This window comes from Microbulbifer magnicolonia (assembly GCF_035117725.1).
Classification (GTDB): domain Bacteria; phylum Pseudomonadota; class Gammaproteobacteria; order Pseudomonadales; family Cellvibrionaceae; genus Microbulbifer; species Microbulbifer magnicolonia.
In genome coordinates this window covers 1,887,086-1,903,929 of record NZ_JAYEFD010000001.1, presented here as the reverse complement: position 1 = coordinate 1,903,929, position 16,844 = coordinate 1,887,086, and the positions used below count along the sequence as shown (strand labels likewise).

General features: G+C 62.1%; 12 protein-coding genes. 9 read left to right on the top strand and 3 right to left on the bottom strand.

Annotated elements, in window-relative coordinates; genetic code table 11:
- Positions 1-220: 220 nt before the first annotated feature.
- Positions 221-2,164: a molecular chaperone DnaK gene (gene dnaK / locus RRF64_RS08305; RefSeq protein WP_323845366.1), complete on the top strand. Its 1,944-nt coding sequence runs from the start codon at positions 221-223 to the stop codon at positions 2,162-2,164.
- Positions 2,165-2,406: 242 nt separating this feature from the next.
- Complete coding sequence (dnaJ, locus tag RRF64_RS08300) at positions 2,407-3,522, top strand: molecular chaperone DnaJ (RefSeq protein ID WP_323845365.1); 1,116 nt, start codon at positions 2,407-2,409, stop codon at positions 3,520-3,522.
- A gap of 85 nt (positions 3,523-3,607) precedes the next feature.
- Here the strand turns inward: dnaJ and RRF64_RS08295 are convergent, their stop codons facing one another.
- Complete coding sequence (locus RRF64_RS08295; RefSeq protein WP_323845364.1) at positions 3,608-4,057, bottom strand: hypothetical protein; 450 nt, start codon at positions 4,055-4,057, stop codon at positions 3,608-3,610.
- A 359-nt stretch (positions 4,058-4,416) separates the two neighbouring features.
- Here RRF64_RS08295 and dapB point away from each other — a divergent pair, with 359 nt between their 5' ends.
- The 7 genes from dapB to greA all read left to right on the top strand — a co-directional run bounded on the left by dapB (position 4,417) and on the right by greA (position 14,201).
- The gene (dapB, locus tag RRF64_RS08290) at positions 4,417-5,223 is read left to right on the top strand and encodes a 4-hydroxy-tetrahydrodipicolinate reductase (RefSeq protein ID WP_323845363.1); all 807 of its coding nucleotides are present in this window, start codon (positions 4,417-4,419) and stop codon (positions 5,221-5,223) included.
- Positions 5,224-5,416: 193 nt separating this feature from the next.
- A complete protein-coding gene (gene rimK, locus RRF64_RS08280; RefSeq protein WP_479691292.1) occupies positions 5,417-6,823 on the top strand; it encodes a 30S ribosomal protein S6--L-glutamate ligase in 1,407 nt (468 codons plus the stop codon).
- Between the two features lie 186 nt (positions 6,824-7,009).
- Positions 7,010-7,669: a peroxiredoxin gene (locus RRF64_RS08275; protein ID WP_323845362.1), complete on the top strand. Its 660-nt coding sequence runs from the start codon at positions 7,010-7,012 to the stop codon at positions 7,667-7,669.
- A gap of 351 nt (positions 7,670-8,020) precedes the next feature.
- Positions 8,021-8,608 (top strand): YfiR family protein, encoded by a 588-nt coding sequence (locus RRF64_RS08270; RefSeq protein WP_323845361.1) that lies wholly within the window; start codon positions 8,021-8,023, stop codon positions 8,606-8,608.
- A 403-nt stretch (positions 8,609-9,011) separates the two neighbouring features.
- Positions 9,012-10,157 carry a glutamine-hydrolyzing carbamoyl-phosphate synthase small subunit gene (gene carA, locus RRF64_RS08265; RefSeq protein ID WP_323845607.1) on the top strand — a complete coding sequence of 382 codons (1,146 nt, stop codon included), beginning with the start codon at positions 9,012-9,014 and terminating at the stop codon, positions 10,155-10,157.
- A gap of 81 nt (positions 10,158-10,238) precedes the next feature.
- Entirely contained in the window at positions 10,239-13,469 is a 3,231-nt protein-coding gene (gene carB, locus RRF64_RS08260) for a carbamoyl-phosphate synthase large subunit (protein WP_323845360.1), read from the top strand.
- 255 nt (positions 13,470-13,724) lie between these two features.
- Positions 13,725-14,201 (top strand): transcription elongation factor GreA, encoded by a 477-nt coding sequence (gene greA / locus RRF64_RS08255; protein WP_323845359.1) that lies wholly within the window; start codon positions 13,725-13,727, stop codon positions 14,199-14,201.
- A gap of 274 nt (positions 14,202-14,475) precedes the next feature.
- Here the strand turns inward: greA and RRF64_RS08250 are convergent, their stop codons facing one another.
- Positions 14,476-15,366, bottom strand: a complete 891-nt coding sequence (locus RRF64_RS08250) for a hypothetical protein (RefSeq protein WP_323845358.1) — start codon at positions 15,364-15,366, stop codon at positions 14,476-14,478.
- Between the two features lie 613 nt (positions 15,367-15,979).
- The gene (locus tag RRF64_RS08245) at positions 15,980-16,840 is read right to left on the bottom strand and encodes a hypothetical protein (RefSeq protein WP_323845357.1); all 861 of its coding nucleotides are present in this window, start codon (positions 16,838-16,840) and stop codon (positions 15,980-15,982) included.
- Positions 16,841-16,844: the final 4 nt, after the last annotated feature.

Sequence of the window (16,844 nt, the reverse complement as noted above, 5' to 3'; positions counted from 1 at the left end):
AATCAAAGCGCGCCGGGCGCGGCGCATATCCGCACCCGGTTCTCGTCAAATCAGCCTGACGCTGGCTGATTTGCGCAGGACACATCCTGTGCCCCGTAGGCGTTTTGCGGAGCCGCCCTTGAAATCACCGGGCCGGCACCAATATAGCTGACATCAGAATCTAACCGCGCGACGGTCGCCGACAGGGCAGGCGGCGCGCAAGCAAGTGAGGATTTAACAGATGGGAAAGATAATCGGCATCGACCTGGGTACCACCAACAGCTGTGTCGCTGTGCTCGAGGGTGACAAGGCGCGCGTGATCGAGAACGCCGAGGGCGATCGCACGACGCCCTCCATCGTCGCCTACACCGAGGACGGCGAAATCCTGGTGGGCCAGTCCGCCAAGCGCCAGGCGGTGACCAATCCACAGAACACCCTGTTCGCGGTGAAACGCCTGATCGGCCGCAAGTTCAAGGACGATGTGGTGCAGAAGGACATCAAGATGGTGCCCTACAAGATCGTCGAGGCGGACAACGGCGATGCCTGGGTGGAAGTGCGCGGCAAGAAAATGGCTCCGCCGCAGATCTCCGCCGAAGTGCTGAAAAAGATGAAGAAGACCGCCGAGGACTATCTGGGCGAGAAGGTCGATGCCGCGGTCATCACCGTGCCGGCCTACTTCAACGACTCCCAGCGCCAGGCCACCAAGGATGCCGGCCGCATCGCCGGTCTGGACGTGAAACGCATCATCAACGAGCCCACCGCCGCGGCGCTGGCCTACGGTCTGGACAAGCGGGGCGGCGACCGCACTGTGGCCGTCTACGACCTGGGCGGCGGTACCTTCGATATCTCCATTATTGAAATCGCCGACGTCGACGGTGAAATGCAGTTCGAAGTGCTGTCCACCAACGGCGACACCTTCCTCGGCGGCGAGGACTTCGACCTGCGCCTGATCGACCACCTGGCAGAGCAGTTCAAGAAAGAGCAGGGCATCGACCTGAAAGGCGACCCGCTGGCGATGCAGCGCCTGAAAGAGGCGGCGGAGAAGGCCAAGATCGAGCTGTCCTCCAGCCAGCAGACCGAGGTGAACCTGCCCTACATCACCGCCGACGCCACAGGTCCGAAGCACCTGGTGGTGAAGTTGACCCGCGCCAAGCTGGAAAGCCTGGTGGAGGATCTGGTGGCCCGCACCATCGAGCCGGTGAAGATCGCGCTGCAGGACGCGGACCTGGCGGCGTCCGGCGTGGACGACGTTATCCTGGTCGGCGGCCAGACCCGCATGCCGCTGGTGCAGCAGAAGGTGACCGAATTCTTTGGCAAAGAGCCGCGCAAGGACGTCAACCCGGATGAAGCCGTTGCCATGGGCGCCGCCATTCAGGGCGCCGTACTGGGCGGTGACGTGAAGGACGTACTGCTGCTGGACGTGACTCCGCTGACCCTGGGTATCGAGACCATGGGCGGCGTGGCCACACCGCTGATCGACAAGAACACCACTATCCCGACTAAGAAGTCGCAGACCTTCTCCACCGCGGAAGACAACCAGACGGCGGTCACCATTCACGTGGTACAGGGCGAGCGCAAGCAGGCGTCCCAGAACAAGTCCCTGGGCCGCTTCGATCTGACTGATATCCCGCCGGCGCCGCGGGGCGTGCCGCAGATCGAGGTGACCTTCGATATCGATGCCAACGGTATTCTGCACGTGCACGCGAAGGACAAGGCCACCGGCAAGGAACAGTCCATCGTGATCAAGGCCTCCTCTGGCCTGTCCGAAGAGGAGATCGAGAAGATGGTGGCGGACGCCGAGGCCAATGCCGAGGCGGACAAGCAATTCGAAGAGCTGGTGCATACGCGCAACACTCTCGACGGCCTGATCTCCGCGACCAAGAAAACCCTGGAAGAGGCCGGCGACAAGGCCACCGCTGACGAGAAATCCGCCATCGAGGCGGCCATCGCCGAAGCGGAGGAAGCGGTCAAGGGCAACGACAAGGCGGCGATGGAAGCGGCCACCAATAAACTGACCGAGGCTTCCGGCCCGCTGGCGCAGAAGATGTACGCCGAGCAGGCCGCCCAGGCCGCGGGCGACGCCGAGAGCGCGGCCGGCGGGCAGGCGGAGCAGCCGTCCGGTGGCGACGACGCGGTGGATGCCGAGTTCGAAGAAGTGAAGGAAGACAAGAAGGAAGACAAGTAAGCATTCGCTTACATTCCTGAGACGGGGCCCCGCCGGGGCCTCCCTTCGCAAGCACTCGAGGGCGCGGCGCCGTTTCCAGAAGGCCCGCGCCCTGTGTTGTTTCAGTTCCGCCGACCGATTTCTTCGGAAACACGGGCGGCGGTTACCCCGGATCGGGAGGGGCCCGGGGGTATGGTTAGGGACAGGAAAGCAAAAGAACAGAGTTTGGCCGGCCAGCGCGCCGGACCAGAGACCACATTGATATGTCGAAACGCGATTATTACGAAGTCCTCGGCGTCGAGCGGAGTGCTACAGAAGTAGAACTGAAAAAGGCCTACCGCCGGGTGGCGATGAAATTCCACCCGGACCGCAACCCGGACGACAAAGATGCGGAGAACAAGTTCAAGGAGGCCAACGAGGCCTACGAAGTGCTGTCCGATCCGCAGAAGAAAGCGGCCTACGACCAGTTCGGCCACGCCGGCGTCGAGGGCCAGATGGGCGGCGGCGCTGGCGGTTTCGGCGGCTTTTCCGATATCTTCGGCGACGTGTTCGGCGACATCTTCGGCGGCGGTGGCCGCCGCAGCGGGCCGGCCAGAGGTTCCGACCTGCGCTACGACCTGGAGCTGGACCTGGAGGACGCGGTGCGCGGTACCACCGTCAAGATCCGCGTGCCCACCCTTGCCTCCTGCAATACCTGCCACGGCTCCGGCGCCAAACCGGGCACCTCACCGCAGACCTGCGGCACCTGTGGCGGTATCGGCCAGGTGCGCATGCAGCAGGGCTTCTTCTCGGTGCAGCAGACCTGTCCGAACTGTCGCGGCCGCGGCACCATCATTTCCGACCCCTGTGGCAGCTGTCACGGTCGAGGCCGGGTGGAGGAGACCAAGACCCTGTCGGTCAAGGTGCCGCCGGGCGTGGATACCGGTGACCGCATCCGCCTGTCCGGCGAGGGCGAGGCGGGGCCCGACGGCCGGCCACCCGGCGATCTGTACGTGCAGGTGGTGGTGAAGGAGCACGAACTGTTCCAGCGGGACGGCAAGAACCTCTACTGCGAAGTGCCGATCAGCTTTGCCACCGCCGCCCTGGGCGGCGAGCTGGAAGTGCCGACGCTGGATGGCAAGGTCAAGCTGAAGATCCCGGCCGAGAGCCAGACCGGCAAGCTGTTCCGCCTGCGCGGCAAGGGTGTCACCCCGGTGCGCGGCGGCGCCACGGGCGACCTGCTGTGCCGCGTGGTGGTGGAGACGCCAGTCAACCTGTCCGGCAAGCAGAAGGAACTGCTGGAGGAGTTCGCCAATACCCTGAGTGAAAAGAAGAATTCGCCGCGTCAGACCGGCTGGTTCGAGGGGGTGAAGAACTTTTTCGGGGACATGAAGCTTTAGCGGCGGGTAAGCGGCAAACACAACAACGAAAAAGCGGCCTGTGGGCCGCTTTTTCGTTTTTCCGTCGTAGCTTCCGGCGGAGGAATTAGAGTTTGTCCCTGAAGAGTCGGTGGCGGAAATCCCGATGAAATTCCCGCTGGATTTTCTTCAGTTCCTCCAGCTGTTTCTCATTCAGTATTGGCACCAGCCTGGCCCGGGTGTCGGCGCCGATCGCGAGCATTTTCGCGTCAATTTCCTCTTTTTGGACGCGGCTCAGTTTTGGGCGCTTCTTGTTGGGGCTAAAGCCGTATCGTTCCAAAAGTTCGAGGCGGCGCTCGAAACCCTGGCTGATGGTGGGCAGGACAGACTCCTCCTGTTCAGGGGTCAACTTCAGGCGCAGCGTCACCCAGTCGGTGATGTCGTCATATTTTTCCCAGAAGTCGTCCCCGGTATCTTCGTCCGCTGCGCTCAATTGCAGTGCGCAGAACAACACGCTGATCAAAAACAGAAAAGCCATGAAACGGGCGATATTGCCCGGGCGCGCGAATACTTTCATGCGGGCGCTCCAGTCACCTACTTGCATAAAGATTAGCAGTGACAAGCAATGCAGTTGATCGATGACCCGACCGCTTGGTTATGCATCGGCGGCTCCTTATTTCCCGGCACGATGAATGTGGCGGCTGGTGGCCGCCCCCGGCCTGAGTCGGTGGCACCGGGCGCCCGGATTGGCCACAGCCTGCTCCGGGCCCGAGCGTGCGGATTGCAGGTCCCGCCAGCCCTGCTTCAATTGTTCGAGTCGCCGCGCGCCCATCGGTCTACCCTTGCATCTTTCCTGATTGTTCCCTAAACCTATGCCGCGGCGTTGGTCGCGGTTAGAATCCGCGGCTTTATCGGGGGCGGGCAGGAGAGAGCAGGATGGCGGTAAAAATAGCGATAACGGGATTCGGCGGGCGCATGGGGCGAGCCCTCGCAGAGGCGGTGGCACAGTCGGACATGGCCGAGCTGACGGCGGCGATAGTGCGCCCGGGCTCCAGCCTGGTCGGCGCAGACGCCGGAGAGGTCGCGGGGCTCGGGCGCAACGGGCTCGCGATCGTCGACAGCCTGGAAGCTGCCGACTTCGATGTGCTGATCGATTTCACCGCGCCGGCGGCCACGCTGGCAAATGCGGCCTGGTGTGCCGACCACGGGCGCCCGATGGTGATCGGCACCACCGGTTTCGATACGAAGCAGAAAGCCGAGCTGCTATCGCGGGCACAGAAAGTGCCTCTGTGTCTGGCCAGCAATTTTTCCACGGGCGTGAACCTGTGCTTTAACCTGCTGGAAACCGCCGCGCGCGTACTGGGCGGCGACGCGGACATCGAAATCGTCGAGGCGCATCACCGCCACAAGGTGGACGCGCCCTCCGGTACGGCGCTCAGCATGGGCGAAGTGGTGGCGGATACCCTGGGCCGGGACCTGTCGCAAGTGGCGGTTTTCGGGCGCGAGGGGCAGACCGGCGCGCGCGAGCGCGACACCATCGGATTCGCCACCGTGCGCGGCGGCGATGTGGTTGGCGATCACACGGTGATGTTCCTCGCGGATGGCGAGCGGGTGGAGATCACCCACAAGGCCAGCAGCCGCCTGGCCTTCGCCCGCGGCGCGGTGCGCGCGGCGCTCTGGCTGGCGGGCGACCGCTGGCCGGGACATTACGATATGCGCGACGTGCTGGGCCTGAAGGGCTGACAGGTTGTAGAAAAAGGGCCTTCTGTGCCCTTTTTCGCCCCGGGTCTACGGCGCATGTCCGTAAACCCTCCACGACAAATCGAGTACTTAGGTGCTCGATTTGCGGCTCGAACCTCAGTGTTCGGGTCCGCAGGCTGTTGGAAATGCATTTTTCAACAGCCTGCCAAGCGCAAAACTCTTTGAGGAGCAGGTGTTGGAAAAGAAATTAATCGTCGGCAGCGAAGAGTGGTGCAGTTTCCCCGCGCTGGGGATTCCCGCGATCAAGGCGCGGGTGGATTCGGGAGCCAAGACCTCCTGTCTGCACGCCTATAACATCCAGACATTCAAGCGCGACGGGGAACCCTGGGTGAGCTTTGAGGCGCACCCGCTGCAGCACCTGCGCCGGCCGTCTGTGCGCTGTGAGGCGCGCCTGCTGGACAAGCGCACGGTGCGCAGTTCCTCGGGCGACAGCGAAAAGCGCCCGGTAATCCGCACCTCCCTGTCGATCGGCGGCAGCGTCTGGGATATCGAACTGACGCTGACCAACCGCGACAGCATGGGCTACCGGATGCTGCTCGGGCGCGAGGCGATGCTCGGGCGCATGATGGTGGACCCGTCGGAGAGCTTCTGCCTGGGCGAAATGCCCCCCAGCCAGCTGGAAGAGTATTACCGCGATGAGCACCATATGGCCGGCACCGGCCTGCGCATCGGCCTGCTCGCGTCCAACCCGGACCTCTACAGCAACCAGCGCATCATGGAGGCGGGTGCCGAGCGCGGTCACCGCATGAGCTTCCTGGATATCCGCCAGTGCTACATGAAACTGGATCCGAACGAGCCGGAAGTGCACTACCGGGATGGTCGCATCCTCAACAATCTGGATGCGGTGATTCCGCGCATTCGCCCCAGCCAGACTTTCTATGGCTGTGCACTCACCCGCCACTTCGAGAGCCTCGGCGTCTTTGCGCTGAACGGCTCGGCGGCGATCGGCCAATCGCGGGACAAGCTGTTTTCACTGCAGCTGCTGCAGCAGAACGGCCTGAACATCCCCACCTCGGGGTTTGCCAACTCGCCGGTGGATACCAACGAACTGATCGAGATGGTCGGTGGCGCGCCGCTGATTGTGAAACTGTTGGAGGGCACCCAGGGCCGGGGCGTGGTGCTGGCCGAGACGCGCAAGGCCGGTGAATCGGTGATCAACGCCTTCAAGTCGCTGAAGGCCAACCTGCTGGTGCAGGAATTCATCAAAGAGGCCCAGGGCAAGGATCTGCGCCTGTTCGTGATCGACGGCAAGGTAGTGGCATCCATCCAGCGGGAGGCGGCGCCGGGGGAATTCCGCGCCAATATCCACCAGGGGGGCACAGCGTCGGTGGTGAAGGTGACGGCGGAGGAAAAGCGCCTGGCGATCAAGTCGGCCAGGGTGTTGGGGCTGAAGGTGGCCGGCGTGGACATCATCCGCTCCAAGAAAGGGCCGCTGCTGCTGGAGGTGAATTCCTCACCGGGCCTCGAGGGTATTGAGAGCGCCACGCGCAAAGATGTCGCCGGCGCCATGATCGTCTCGATCGAGAAAGCGCTGAAATGGCGCTCCACGATCAGAGTGGCGAACGAGCTGTCGGCCGACTAGGTGCGGGCGGGCGCCCGCAAGCGGCCTCGGCGGCGACCAGGTCATCGGGATTTGGCGCCCGGCAATGCGCTGCTTGCCGGCAATGCGGTTCCAGCGAGCGCCGGGAACGCTACAGGCACTAGTGCCGGGCGGGCGCTCGTCTATAACTAGGGCGGAACTTCACCCGCAACCTTGAGGAGCGCTGCCATGGCCATAAGAATCGGCGACGAGGCCCCGGATTTCACCGCCGACACCACCGAGGGCCCCCTGCAATTTCACCAGTGGATCGGCGACAGCTGGACGATACTGTTTTCCCACCCGAAGGACTTCACCCCGGTCTGCACCACCGAGCTCGGCTACATGGCCCGGCTCAAGCCCGAATTCGACAAGCGCAACTGCAAGATCATCGGCCTGAGTATCGATCCGGTCAGCGATCACCAGGACTGGGTCGGCGATATCGAGGAGACCCAGGGCCACGCGGTCAACTATCCGCTGATCGGCGACCCGGATCTCAAAGTCGCCAAGCTCTATGACATGATCCACCCCAATGCCAGCGGTGCAAAGGCGCGCACCGCGGCCGACAATGCCACCGTCCGCTCGGTGTTCGTGATTGGGCCGGACAAGAGGGTCAAGGCGATGCTCACCTACCCGATGAGCACCGGCCGTAATTTCGACGAGGTGCTGCGTCTGCTCGACTCGTGCCAGCTGACCGCCAGGCACCAGGTGGCAACGCCGGTGAACTGGAAACAGGGCGAGGACGTGATCATAGTGCCGTCGGTCTCCGACGAAGCCGCGCGGGAGAAGTTCCCGCAGGGCTGGAAGGCGCCCAAGCCCTATCTGCGGATAGTGCCGCAGCCGAAGGGCTGACCCGCGGCGTTCGCGACTGCCCTGTGGACCCTGGCGCCCCGACGGCCTGTGCCGGGCGGGCGCCGGCCGCGGCTCGCCAGAAGCGCCATCAAACAAACGCGAAACGGTACGCTCGTCCCTCCGCCTGGCGCCTCCACCTTGGCCGCCGCTTGGCCATGCCGTCCCGCCGAGACTAACCTTCGGAAGTAGCCGGACCCTGTATCCGGCGCTGCGTTGACCTCGGCGGGCTCTTCCGGTTATTGAGCCCCAAATTCCCGATACTGTCTGCCATGGATGGTGGAATGCGCGGGCGCGAGGATGCCTGCCCGCGCGCGGTGGCCAGATGGTGTATACCGTAAGGCTTGAAGCGGCATGAAAACGCACCGATTGCGTTGCTTACTGAACAACCTGGCACTGGCGCTTTCGCACCTGGCGGTGCTGGCGATTGTACTGGTCGTGACCAGTGCGCCGGCATCGGCACAGCTGTCCGACTCGGAAGTCGGGCGGCGGGTGATGGTGGACTACATAGTCCACTTCGCCTATCACCTGCAGTGGCCGATCGAGGCGTTTACCGGCACCGACGCCCCTTTTCGCATCTGTGTCATGGGCGGGGACAGCCTGCAGGCACCTCTGGCGGAGCGGCTGAAACACCAGCGGATCAATGGCCGGCGCGTGGAGCTGGAAAGCGTCAAGCAGGGCGAACTGATGCGCGCCCGCAGCTGCCAGATTCTCGTCCTGGGCGAAATGGAGCGGTCCAGCCTGGTGAAAGCGGTCGGAGCACTCGAGTTCTTCCCGGTGCTGACGGTGAGCGATGCGGAGAGGTTCGCCGCCACCGGCGGTATGATCGAATTTGTCGACAGCGGGGGCGGCGTGGCCCTGCAGCTGAACAAGACCATGCTGGACCGGGCGGAGCTGAAGATGGGCAACAGCCTGTTCCGCCTGAGCCGCAAGCTGGACTGAGAGCCGCAAGCTGAACTGACCGCCGCAGGCTGGCGCCATTGGCGCATTTTTGCACTGGCGCGAGCGAGCCATTTCGCGTAGAATCTGCGCCCGGTTTGGGCTGGCTTCGCGAGATCGAGTCGCGCTGCATAAAGCCCTTCGATGCCGGCGGCAAGTGCCGGCCACAGTGTGAGAGCCGCGCGTGAACAAATTCAAGAAAGCGAGATGAAGCTGCGGAGTTTCATCTCGCTTTTTTATAGGCGCACCGTTGGCACAGGTGTGCCGCTGGAATTGGCGCGCCGCTGGTTAGCGCGATTTGCGCGCGCCCTGCTCACAAACCCCCGCCCGGAAGCAGTTCTGAAGATTGGAGATCAATTTGACTAAAGCTGTCCCCACGCCTGAGGCCTCCAAGCCCCAAAACTTTATGCCGAGTACGACTCCCGCCTTGCTGGTACTGGCAGACGGCAGCGTCTTCGAAGGGCGCGCGATCGGCGCTCACGGCAGTTCCGTTGGCGAGGTAGTGTTCAATACCTCGATGACCGGCTATCAGGAAATCCTGACCGATCCCTCCTACGCCCGCCAGATAGTGACCCTGACTTACCCCCATATCGGCAACACCGGCACCAACTCGGAAGACGAGGAGTGCGCGGAGATCTGGGCGGCGGGGCTGGTGATCCGCGACCTGCCGCTGCTGGCCAGCAGCTTCCGCAACGAGCAGTCGCTGGAGGACTACCTGCGCGAGCGCAATATCGTCGGTATCGCCGATATCGACACCCGCCGCCTGACCCGCCTGCTGCGCGACAAGGGCGCCCAGAGCGGCTGCATCGTCGCCGGCGACTCGGTTAGCAAAGAGGCTGACCTGGACGCGGCGCTGGCGAAGGCGCGTGAGTTCGCCGGCCTCAAGGGCATGGACCTGGCCAAGGTGGTCTCCACCAAGCAGAGCTACCCGTTTAACGAGGGCAGCTGGGAGCTGGGCAAAGGTCACAAGCCGGCGCCGGAACAGCCCTTCAAGGTGGTGGCCTATGACTTCGGGGTGAAGCGCAACATCCTGCGCATGCTGGTGGACCGCGGCTGCGATGTCACCGTGGTGCCGGCCGAGACGCCGGCTGCCGAGGCCCTGGCCCTCAACCCCGACGGCATCTTCCTGTCCAACGGCCCCGGCGACCCGGAGCCCTGCGACTACGCCATTGCCGCGATCAGGGAATTCCTCGAGGTGGGCATTCCGACCTACGGTATCTGCCTCGGGCACCAGCTGCTCGGCCTGGCGGTCGGCGGCCGCACGCTGAAAATGAAATTCGGCCACCACGGCGGCAACCACCCGGTACAGGATCTGCGCGGCGGCCAGGTGATGATCACCGCGCAGAACCACGGCTTTGAGGTGGATGCCGACTCGCTGCCGGCCAACGTGGAAGTGACCCACAAGTCCCTGTTCGACGGCACACTGCAAGGCATTCGCCTGAAGGACAAGCCGGCGTTCAGCTTCCAGGGGCACCCGGAAGCCAGCCCGGGCCCACACGATATGGCGCCGCTGTTCGACGAGTTTATCGAGCTGATGCAACAGCGCCGCTGAGACCGGGGCGCGCCGCCGCGGCGAGTCGACCACAAGATTAAGAGACCTACCGGTAACAGGCCGGTGTGAAACGGAAGAAAGATGCCAAAACGCACAGATATCCAAAGTATTCTGATTATCGGCGCCGGCCCCATCGTGATCGGCCAGGCCTGCGAGTTCGACTATTCCGGTGCCCAGGCCTGTAAGGCGCTGCGCGAGGAGGGCTACCGGGTGATCCTGGTGAACTCCAACCCGGCCACCATCATGACCGATCCGGCCATGGCCGACGCCACCTATATCGAGCCGGTGGAGTGGAAGACGGTTGCCAAGATCATCGAACAGGAGCGCCCGGACGCGATACTGCCGACCATGGGTGGCCAGACAGCGCTCAACTGCGCGCTCGACCTGGACAAGAACGGCATCCTGAACAAGTTCAATGTCGAGCTGATTGGCGCCGACAAGAATGCCATCGAGAAGGCCGAGGACCGCGACCTGTTCGACAAGGCCATGAAGGCCATCGGCCTCGAGACCCCGCGCGCGAAAATCGTTCACACGCTGGAGGAGGCGAAGAAGGTACCGGAGGAGTTCGGTTTCCCGGTCATCATCCGCCCGTCCTTCACCATGGGCGGCTCCGGTGGCGGTGTGGCCTACAACTGGCCGGAGTTCGAGGAGATCTGCAAGCGCGGCCTCGACCTGTCGCCCACCAACGAATTGCTGATCGACGAATCCCTGCTGGGCTGGAAAGAGTACGAGATGGAGGTGGTTCGCGATAAGAACGACAACTGCATCATCGTCTGCTCGATCGAGAACTTCGACCCGATGGGGGTGCACACCGGTGACTCCATCACCGTGGCCCCGGCGCAGACCCTGACCGACAAGGAATACCAGCTGATGCGCAACGCCTCCGTCGCGGTATTGCGCGAGATCGGTGTGGAGACCGGCGGCTCCAACGTACAGTTCGGCGTCTGCCCCGAGACCGGCCGCATGGTGATCATCGAGATGAACCCGCGGGTGTCCCGCTCCTCCGCACTGGCCTCCAAGGCCACCGGCTTCCCGATCGCCAAGGTCGCCGCCAAGCTGGCGGTCGGCTACACGCTGGACGAGCTGCAGAACGACATCACCGGCGGCGCCACGCCGGCCTCTTTCGAGCCGACCATCGATTACGTGGTCACCAAGATCCCGCGCTTCACCTTCGAGAAATTCGGCGAGGCGGACGCGCGCCTAACCACCCAGATGAAGTCCGTGGGCGAGGTGATGGCCATCGGCCGCACTTTCCAGGAGTCCATGCAGAAGGCCCTGCGCGGCCTGGAAGTCGGCAGTTTCGGTCTCGAGAGCAAGATCGACCCGAGCGAAGACGGCGCCGAGGAGCGTCTGCGCCGCGAGCTTTCCGTGCCCGGCGCCGAGCGCATCTGGTATGTGGCCGATGCCTTCCGCATGGGCATGAGTGTCGAACAGGTCTACGAGCTGTCCGCCATCGATCCCTGGTTCCTGGTGCAGATCGAGGAACTGGTGAAGATCGAGCAGCCGCTCAAGTCGCTGCCGATGTCGGCGCTGACGGCAGAGCAGATGCGCTACCTGAAGCGCAAGGGTTTCTCCGACAAGCGCCTCGCCGACCTGCTCGGTGTCAGCCAGAAAACCGTGCGCGAGTTCCGCCACAAGCTGGGCGTCTTCCCGGCCTACAAGCGCGTCGACACCTGCGCGGCCGAGTTCGCCACCAGCACCGCCTATATGTACTCGACTTACGACGAGGAGTGCGAGGCCAACCCGTCCGACAAGAAGAAGATCATGGTGCTCGGCGGCGGCCCCAACCGCATCGGCCAGGGCATCGAGTTCGACTACTGCTGCGTGCACGCCGCGCTGGCGATGCGCGAGGAGGGTTACGAGACCATCATGGTCAACTGTAACCCGGAGACGGTTTCCACCGACTACGACACCTCCGACCGCCTCTACTTCGAGCCGGTCACCCTCGAGGACGTGCTGGAAATCGTGCGCAAGGAAAAGCCGGAGGGCGTGATCGTGCAGTTCGGTGGCCAGACGCCGCTGAACCTGGCGCGCTACCTGGCCGCCGAGGGCGTGCCGATCATCGGCACCACGCCGGAGCAGATCGACCGCGCCGAGGACCGCGAGCGCTTCCAGCAGATGATCATGCGCCTGGGCCTGAAGCAGCCGAAGAACGCCATCGTCCGCTCCGTGTCCGAGGCGGTACTGGCGGCCAAGGATGTGGGCTACCCGCTGGTGGTGCGCCCCTCCTACGTGCTCGGCGGCCGCGCCATGGAGATCGTCTACAAGGAAGACGAGCTGCTGAATTACATGAAAGAGGCGGTGCAGGTGTCCGACGACGCGCCGGTGCTGCTGGATAACTTCCTCAACGCGGCCATCGAGGTGGATATCGACGCGGTATCTGACGGTCAGGATGTGGTGATCGGCGCCATCATGCAGCATATCGAGCAGTGCGGCGTGCACTCCGGCGACTCCGCCTGTTCGTTGCCGCCCTACAGTCTGCCGTCCGATGTGCAGGACAAGATGCGCGAGCAGGTGAAAGCGATGGCGCGCGAACTGGGCGTGGTCGGCCTGATGAACACCCAGCTGGCCTACCAGGACGGCGAGGTCTACGTGATCGAGGTGAACCCGCGCGCGTCCCGCACCGTGCCCTTCGTGTCCAAGTGCATCGGCACTTCACTGGCCAAGGTGGCGGCGCGCTGTCAGGCGGGCATCAGCCTGGCCGAGCAGGGCTTCACCAAGGAAATCGTGCCGGATTACTTCTCCGTCAAGGAGTCCGTATTCCCGTTCAACAAGTTCCCGAAAGTGGACCCGATCCTCGGCCCGGAGATGAAATCCACCGGCGAGGTGATGGGCGTGGGCGAGACCTTCGCCGAGGCCTTCGACAAGAGTCTGCTGGCGGCCGGCGACAAGCTGCCGGAGTCCGGGCGCGTGTTTATCTCGGTGCGCGATTTCGACAAGCCGGCCGTGGTGGGCGTGGCACGGGACCTGGTGAACACCGGTTTCGAGCTGGTGGCCACCCGCGGTACCGCCAAGGTCTTGCAAGACAGCGATATTCCCGTTACAACCGTCAACAAGATGAGCGAGGGTCGCCCGCATATCGTCGATATGATCAAAAACGACGAGATTGTACTGGTGGTCAATACCACCGAGGGACGCCAGGCCATTCGCGATTCCGCCGATATCCGCCGCAGTGCGGAGAATCACCAGGTGTGCTACACCACCACGCTGGCCGCTGCCAAGGCCATGGCCCTGGCCATGCAGCAGGGCGAACCGCTCAAGGTGCGCCGATTGCAGGACCTGCACCAGCGCGTGGTGAAGCTGCCGGATTAAGGCTGGCGCCTTTCGTAGGAGCGGCGGGGCGGCCATCCGCCGTTGGCCGCGATCGGACTATGGGGAAACCCCGATATCGATCGCGGCAACCGCCATGGATGGCGGGAATGCCGATTGTGCATGGAGCACACAATCGGCCAACGGCCGCTCCTACTGGCAAAATCAAACTCTGAAACACCGACCGGGTTTCGCCCCTGAATTGCAGAAAAGAGGGCGCAGCCTGGCTTTTTAGTAAAAAAAATTGGAGGTTCCACATTGAACCGGGTACCAATGACCGTCGAGGGCGAGGAGGCCCTGCGCGCCGAGCTGGAGAGGCTGAAGAAGATCGAGCGTCCGGCCGTTGTCCAGGCGATCGCCGAAGCGCGTGAGCACGGCGACCTGAAAGAAAACGCCGAGTACCACGCCGCGCGTGAAAAGCAGGGCTTTATCGAGGGGCGCATCCAGGAGATCGAGGGCAAGCTGTCGCACGCCCTGGTCATCGATGTGAAGACGATTGAGCCCGGCGACAAGGTCATCTTCGGCACCACCGTCACCATTATCCATATCGACGACGACCGGGAAGTGACCTACAAGATTGTCGGCGACGACGAGGCGGACGTGAAAAACCAGAAGATCTCGGTAAATTCACCCATCGCCCGCGCGCTGATCGGCAAGGAAGTGGGCGATGTCGTCGTGGTGCAGACGCCGTCAGGCGCGGTGGAGTACGAAATCGACGCGGTGCAGCACCTGTAATTCATTTACACTTCCTGCAGAAAAACCAGGGCGGCATTTGGCCGCCCTTTTCTATTCCGATTGACGGTTGGCTTGCCGCGACAGAAGCAATTTCGTTAGCCGTCGTGACGCACGTTTGGCGTCCCGGTATTGCCCCTTTTACTATTCTGCTATTCGCCGCTACGAATCCATTTGCATCAGCTCCAGTCTGCCCATTGGACTTTTGGATCCTGCAGTGATTCCTATAAAAAGGGCGGCCGCAAGGGCCGCCCGGGTCTGGACTCACGAAATGAATTTACTGGGTGATAACACCGACATTGTTGTCGCCGATCTGAAGCGCAAAAGCGTTCTCGAAGGCGCCAATCTGGGTGGTGGTGTGGATGTTGCCATCGCCGAACTGCACGGTTGCGGCAAAACTGCCCACGCTAAAAAACTGGTTAATCGTGGACGTGTTGCTTTCACCGATTTGGAGGTTGACCGCAGTGTCACCGAGACTCAACACCTGATTGATGTTGGACACGTTGTCTTCTCCAAACTGCAGGCTCCATGCATCGGAACCTAAGGCGAGGACCTGGTTGTGCGTCGCCATGTTGTCTTCGCCAAACTGCAGGATGACGGAGTCGGTGGCGAGGGTGGCCACCTGGTTGCTGGTAGCGTCGTTGCCGTCACCAAACTGGCCGATGAAGGAGTTGCTACCGAGGCTCAGCACCTGATTGATGTCGGCATCGTTGAATGCGCCTGCCTGGATGACGAAAGCGTCATTTGCGATGCCCAGGACCTGATTGATACTGGCGACGTTGAGGGGACCGCCGAACTGGAGGACCGTCGCAGTGCTGCCAAACTGGGTCACCTGGTTTGTCAGTGCTACGTTTCCGGTACCCAGTTGCAGGGAAAATGCCGTGTTGCCGGCACCGCCCGACTGCAGGGTATCGGCAAAATTGAATGCCCCAACCTGGACCTGGAAGATGGCGCTGTTGTTTTCACCATCGTCCTGATCGGCAAGCTGAAAGTTCAGGTTGCCGAGCTGGGCCTGGATAGTCAGGTTGTTGTCGACACCGGGACCAGACTGGTCGAGATCCTGGAAGTTGCCAAAACCTGCCTGGGCTTGGATACCCAAGTTCGCGGCCAGAACACTGCTGCTGGCTGCCAATAGTACTGCTGCTGCTAGAGGTTTAAACGTCTTCATGAGTTGCTCCTTTACTTAAGTCAGACGTTAAAAGGAATCAGTACTTCTCATACTGCTTACTGATTTACGTTGGCGCTCATCCCAGCGCCACGTTGGATTACGGCGATTGCAGTTCATTTCCTTGACGGTAAACGTCCACGCTGTAATTAGTGCTCATTGATCCTGCCTGGGGGGCTCCTGCACCAAACCCCTGGTGGACAATTCCGGCCTGAGCCCGCCGGATAGCATCTCCGTCGCTGCCCGCGTGCATTGCAGCGAACGCGCTGCCCGCCGCCATCCCCGACTTTACCGGGCAGATTTGAGTAGTGACAGAAGACGCTTGTGAATACTTAATAATCATTCCGGGCAAGCTTTGTTCTTAATGGTTAAAAAGTGTTCTGAAGTTGTATTGAGTCTTACCGCTTAACCGGGAGGTCGCTATAGGAGGGAAGTGTCGAAAATCTAGGAAAAAAGTTCGATTTTTGATCAGCCGTTTTTTGGGGAGGTAATCGGGGGGGAAGGGAAATGCGATGCTGAAGGTGCCATTAGTCGACAGTAGGTGGTGTAGCACCACCGACAGGATCGTTGGTGCAGGCGCAGCAGGAGCTAATGTCGGCGTGTCTTGCCCGGACTGCTAGTGCAGCAAAGATACCGCGTTACCACTGCCTGACTGGGTCACAATCGCAGTAGAAGAAAAGCCGCTCTGGATAATCGCCGTTTCATTCTGGCCGCCAGATTGGCTGATGATGGACAGGTGGCTGCCGCCCATACCAAAGGCGCCGTACTGCATGATGTCAACCCTGTTGAAGTAACCGTGCTGAGTGACAGTTGCGCTGTTGTGCCAATCGTCCTGATCCACATTGGCGCCGTTGGCAAAGCCGCTCTGGGCGATATCGGATTCCTGGCCATAGCCGTCCTGCGCCGTGGCTGCCCGGTTGAACGCACCTTGCTGGGCTGTGCTGGAAAAGTGCCCGGCACCGGACTGCACGACATCGATGTCGCTGTCGGTGCCCTCCTGGATTGCGTATGCTTCCGAGTGAAAGCTGCCGGTTTGGGCGACTGCCGCATTGTGGAACAGGCCGCGCTGATCAATGGATACAGAGCTGCTCACACCTGCGATCTGGGTAGTTTCCGCAGTATTGCTGAAACCCCGCTGGCGGATTATTGCGTTGGTAGCTATGGTTGTCGCTTGCAGGCTTGAGGCCTCGTTGAGTAGGCCAGTCTGGTAAATAACCGCGCTGTTGGTGGCTCCGTCGAATTGCAGGGCACTGCTTCTATTCAGCCAGCCATCTTGTATCTGTTCAATTTTACTGTCGAACTCGTTGATCTGGCTGGTTTCGGCGGAGTTGGAGCTGCCGCCTTGTTCGCCGTAGACGCTATTGTCTTCTCCCAGCTGCTGTTGCTGGGCACTGTTGTTTTGCGCCACGACCGCGCCGCTTGTAACAAGCGTCAAAGTCAAGGCGGCAAACTTTGATATTTTCACGAATTGCGGCATGGGC

Bases quoted from the DNA above. Each gene is read 5' to 3' on its own strand.
- dnaK (WP_323845366.1), top strand. From the start codon at position 221: ATGGGAAAGATAATCGGCATCGACCTGGGTACCACCAACAGCTGTGTC.
- dnaJ (WP_323845365.1), top strand. From the start codon at position 2,407: ATGTCGAAACGCGATTATTACGAAGTCCTCGGCGTCGAGCGGAGTGCT.
- RRF64_RS08295 (WP_323845364.1), bottom strand. From the start codon at position 4,057: ATGAAAGTATTCGCGCGCCCGGGCAATATCGCCCGTTTCATGGCTTTT.
- dapB (WP_323845363.1), top strand. From the start codon at position 4,417: ATGGCGGTAAAAATAGCGATAACGGGATTCGGCGGGCGCATGGGGCGA.
- RRF64_RS08275 (WP_323845362.1), top strand. From the start codon at position 7,010: ATGGCCATAAGAATCGGCGACGAGGCCCCGGATTTCACCGCCGACACC.
- RRF64_RS08270 (WP_323845361.1), top strand. From the start codon at position 8,021: ATGAAAACGCACCGATTGCGTTGCTTACTGAACAACCTGGCACTGGCG.
- carA (WP_323845607.1), top strand. From the start codon at position 9,012: ATGCCGAGTACGACTCCCGCCTTGCTGGTACTGGCAGACGGCAGCGTC.
- carB (WP_323845360.1), top strand. From the start codon at position 10,239: ATGCCAAAACGCACAGATATCCAAAGTATTCTGATTATCGGCGCCGGC.
- RRF64_RS08250 (WP_323845358.1), bottom strand. From the start codon at position 15,366: ATGAAGACGTTTAAACCTCTAGCAGCAGCAGTACTATTGGCAGCCAGC.
- RRF64_RS08245 (WP_323845357.1), bottom strand. From the start codon at position 16,840: ATGCCGCAATTCGTGAAAATATCAAAGTTTGCCGCCTTGACTTTGACG.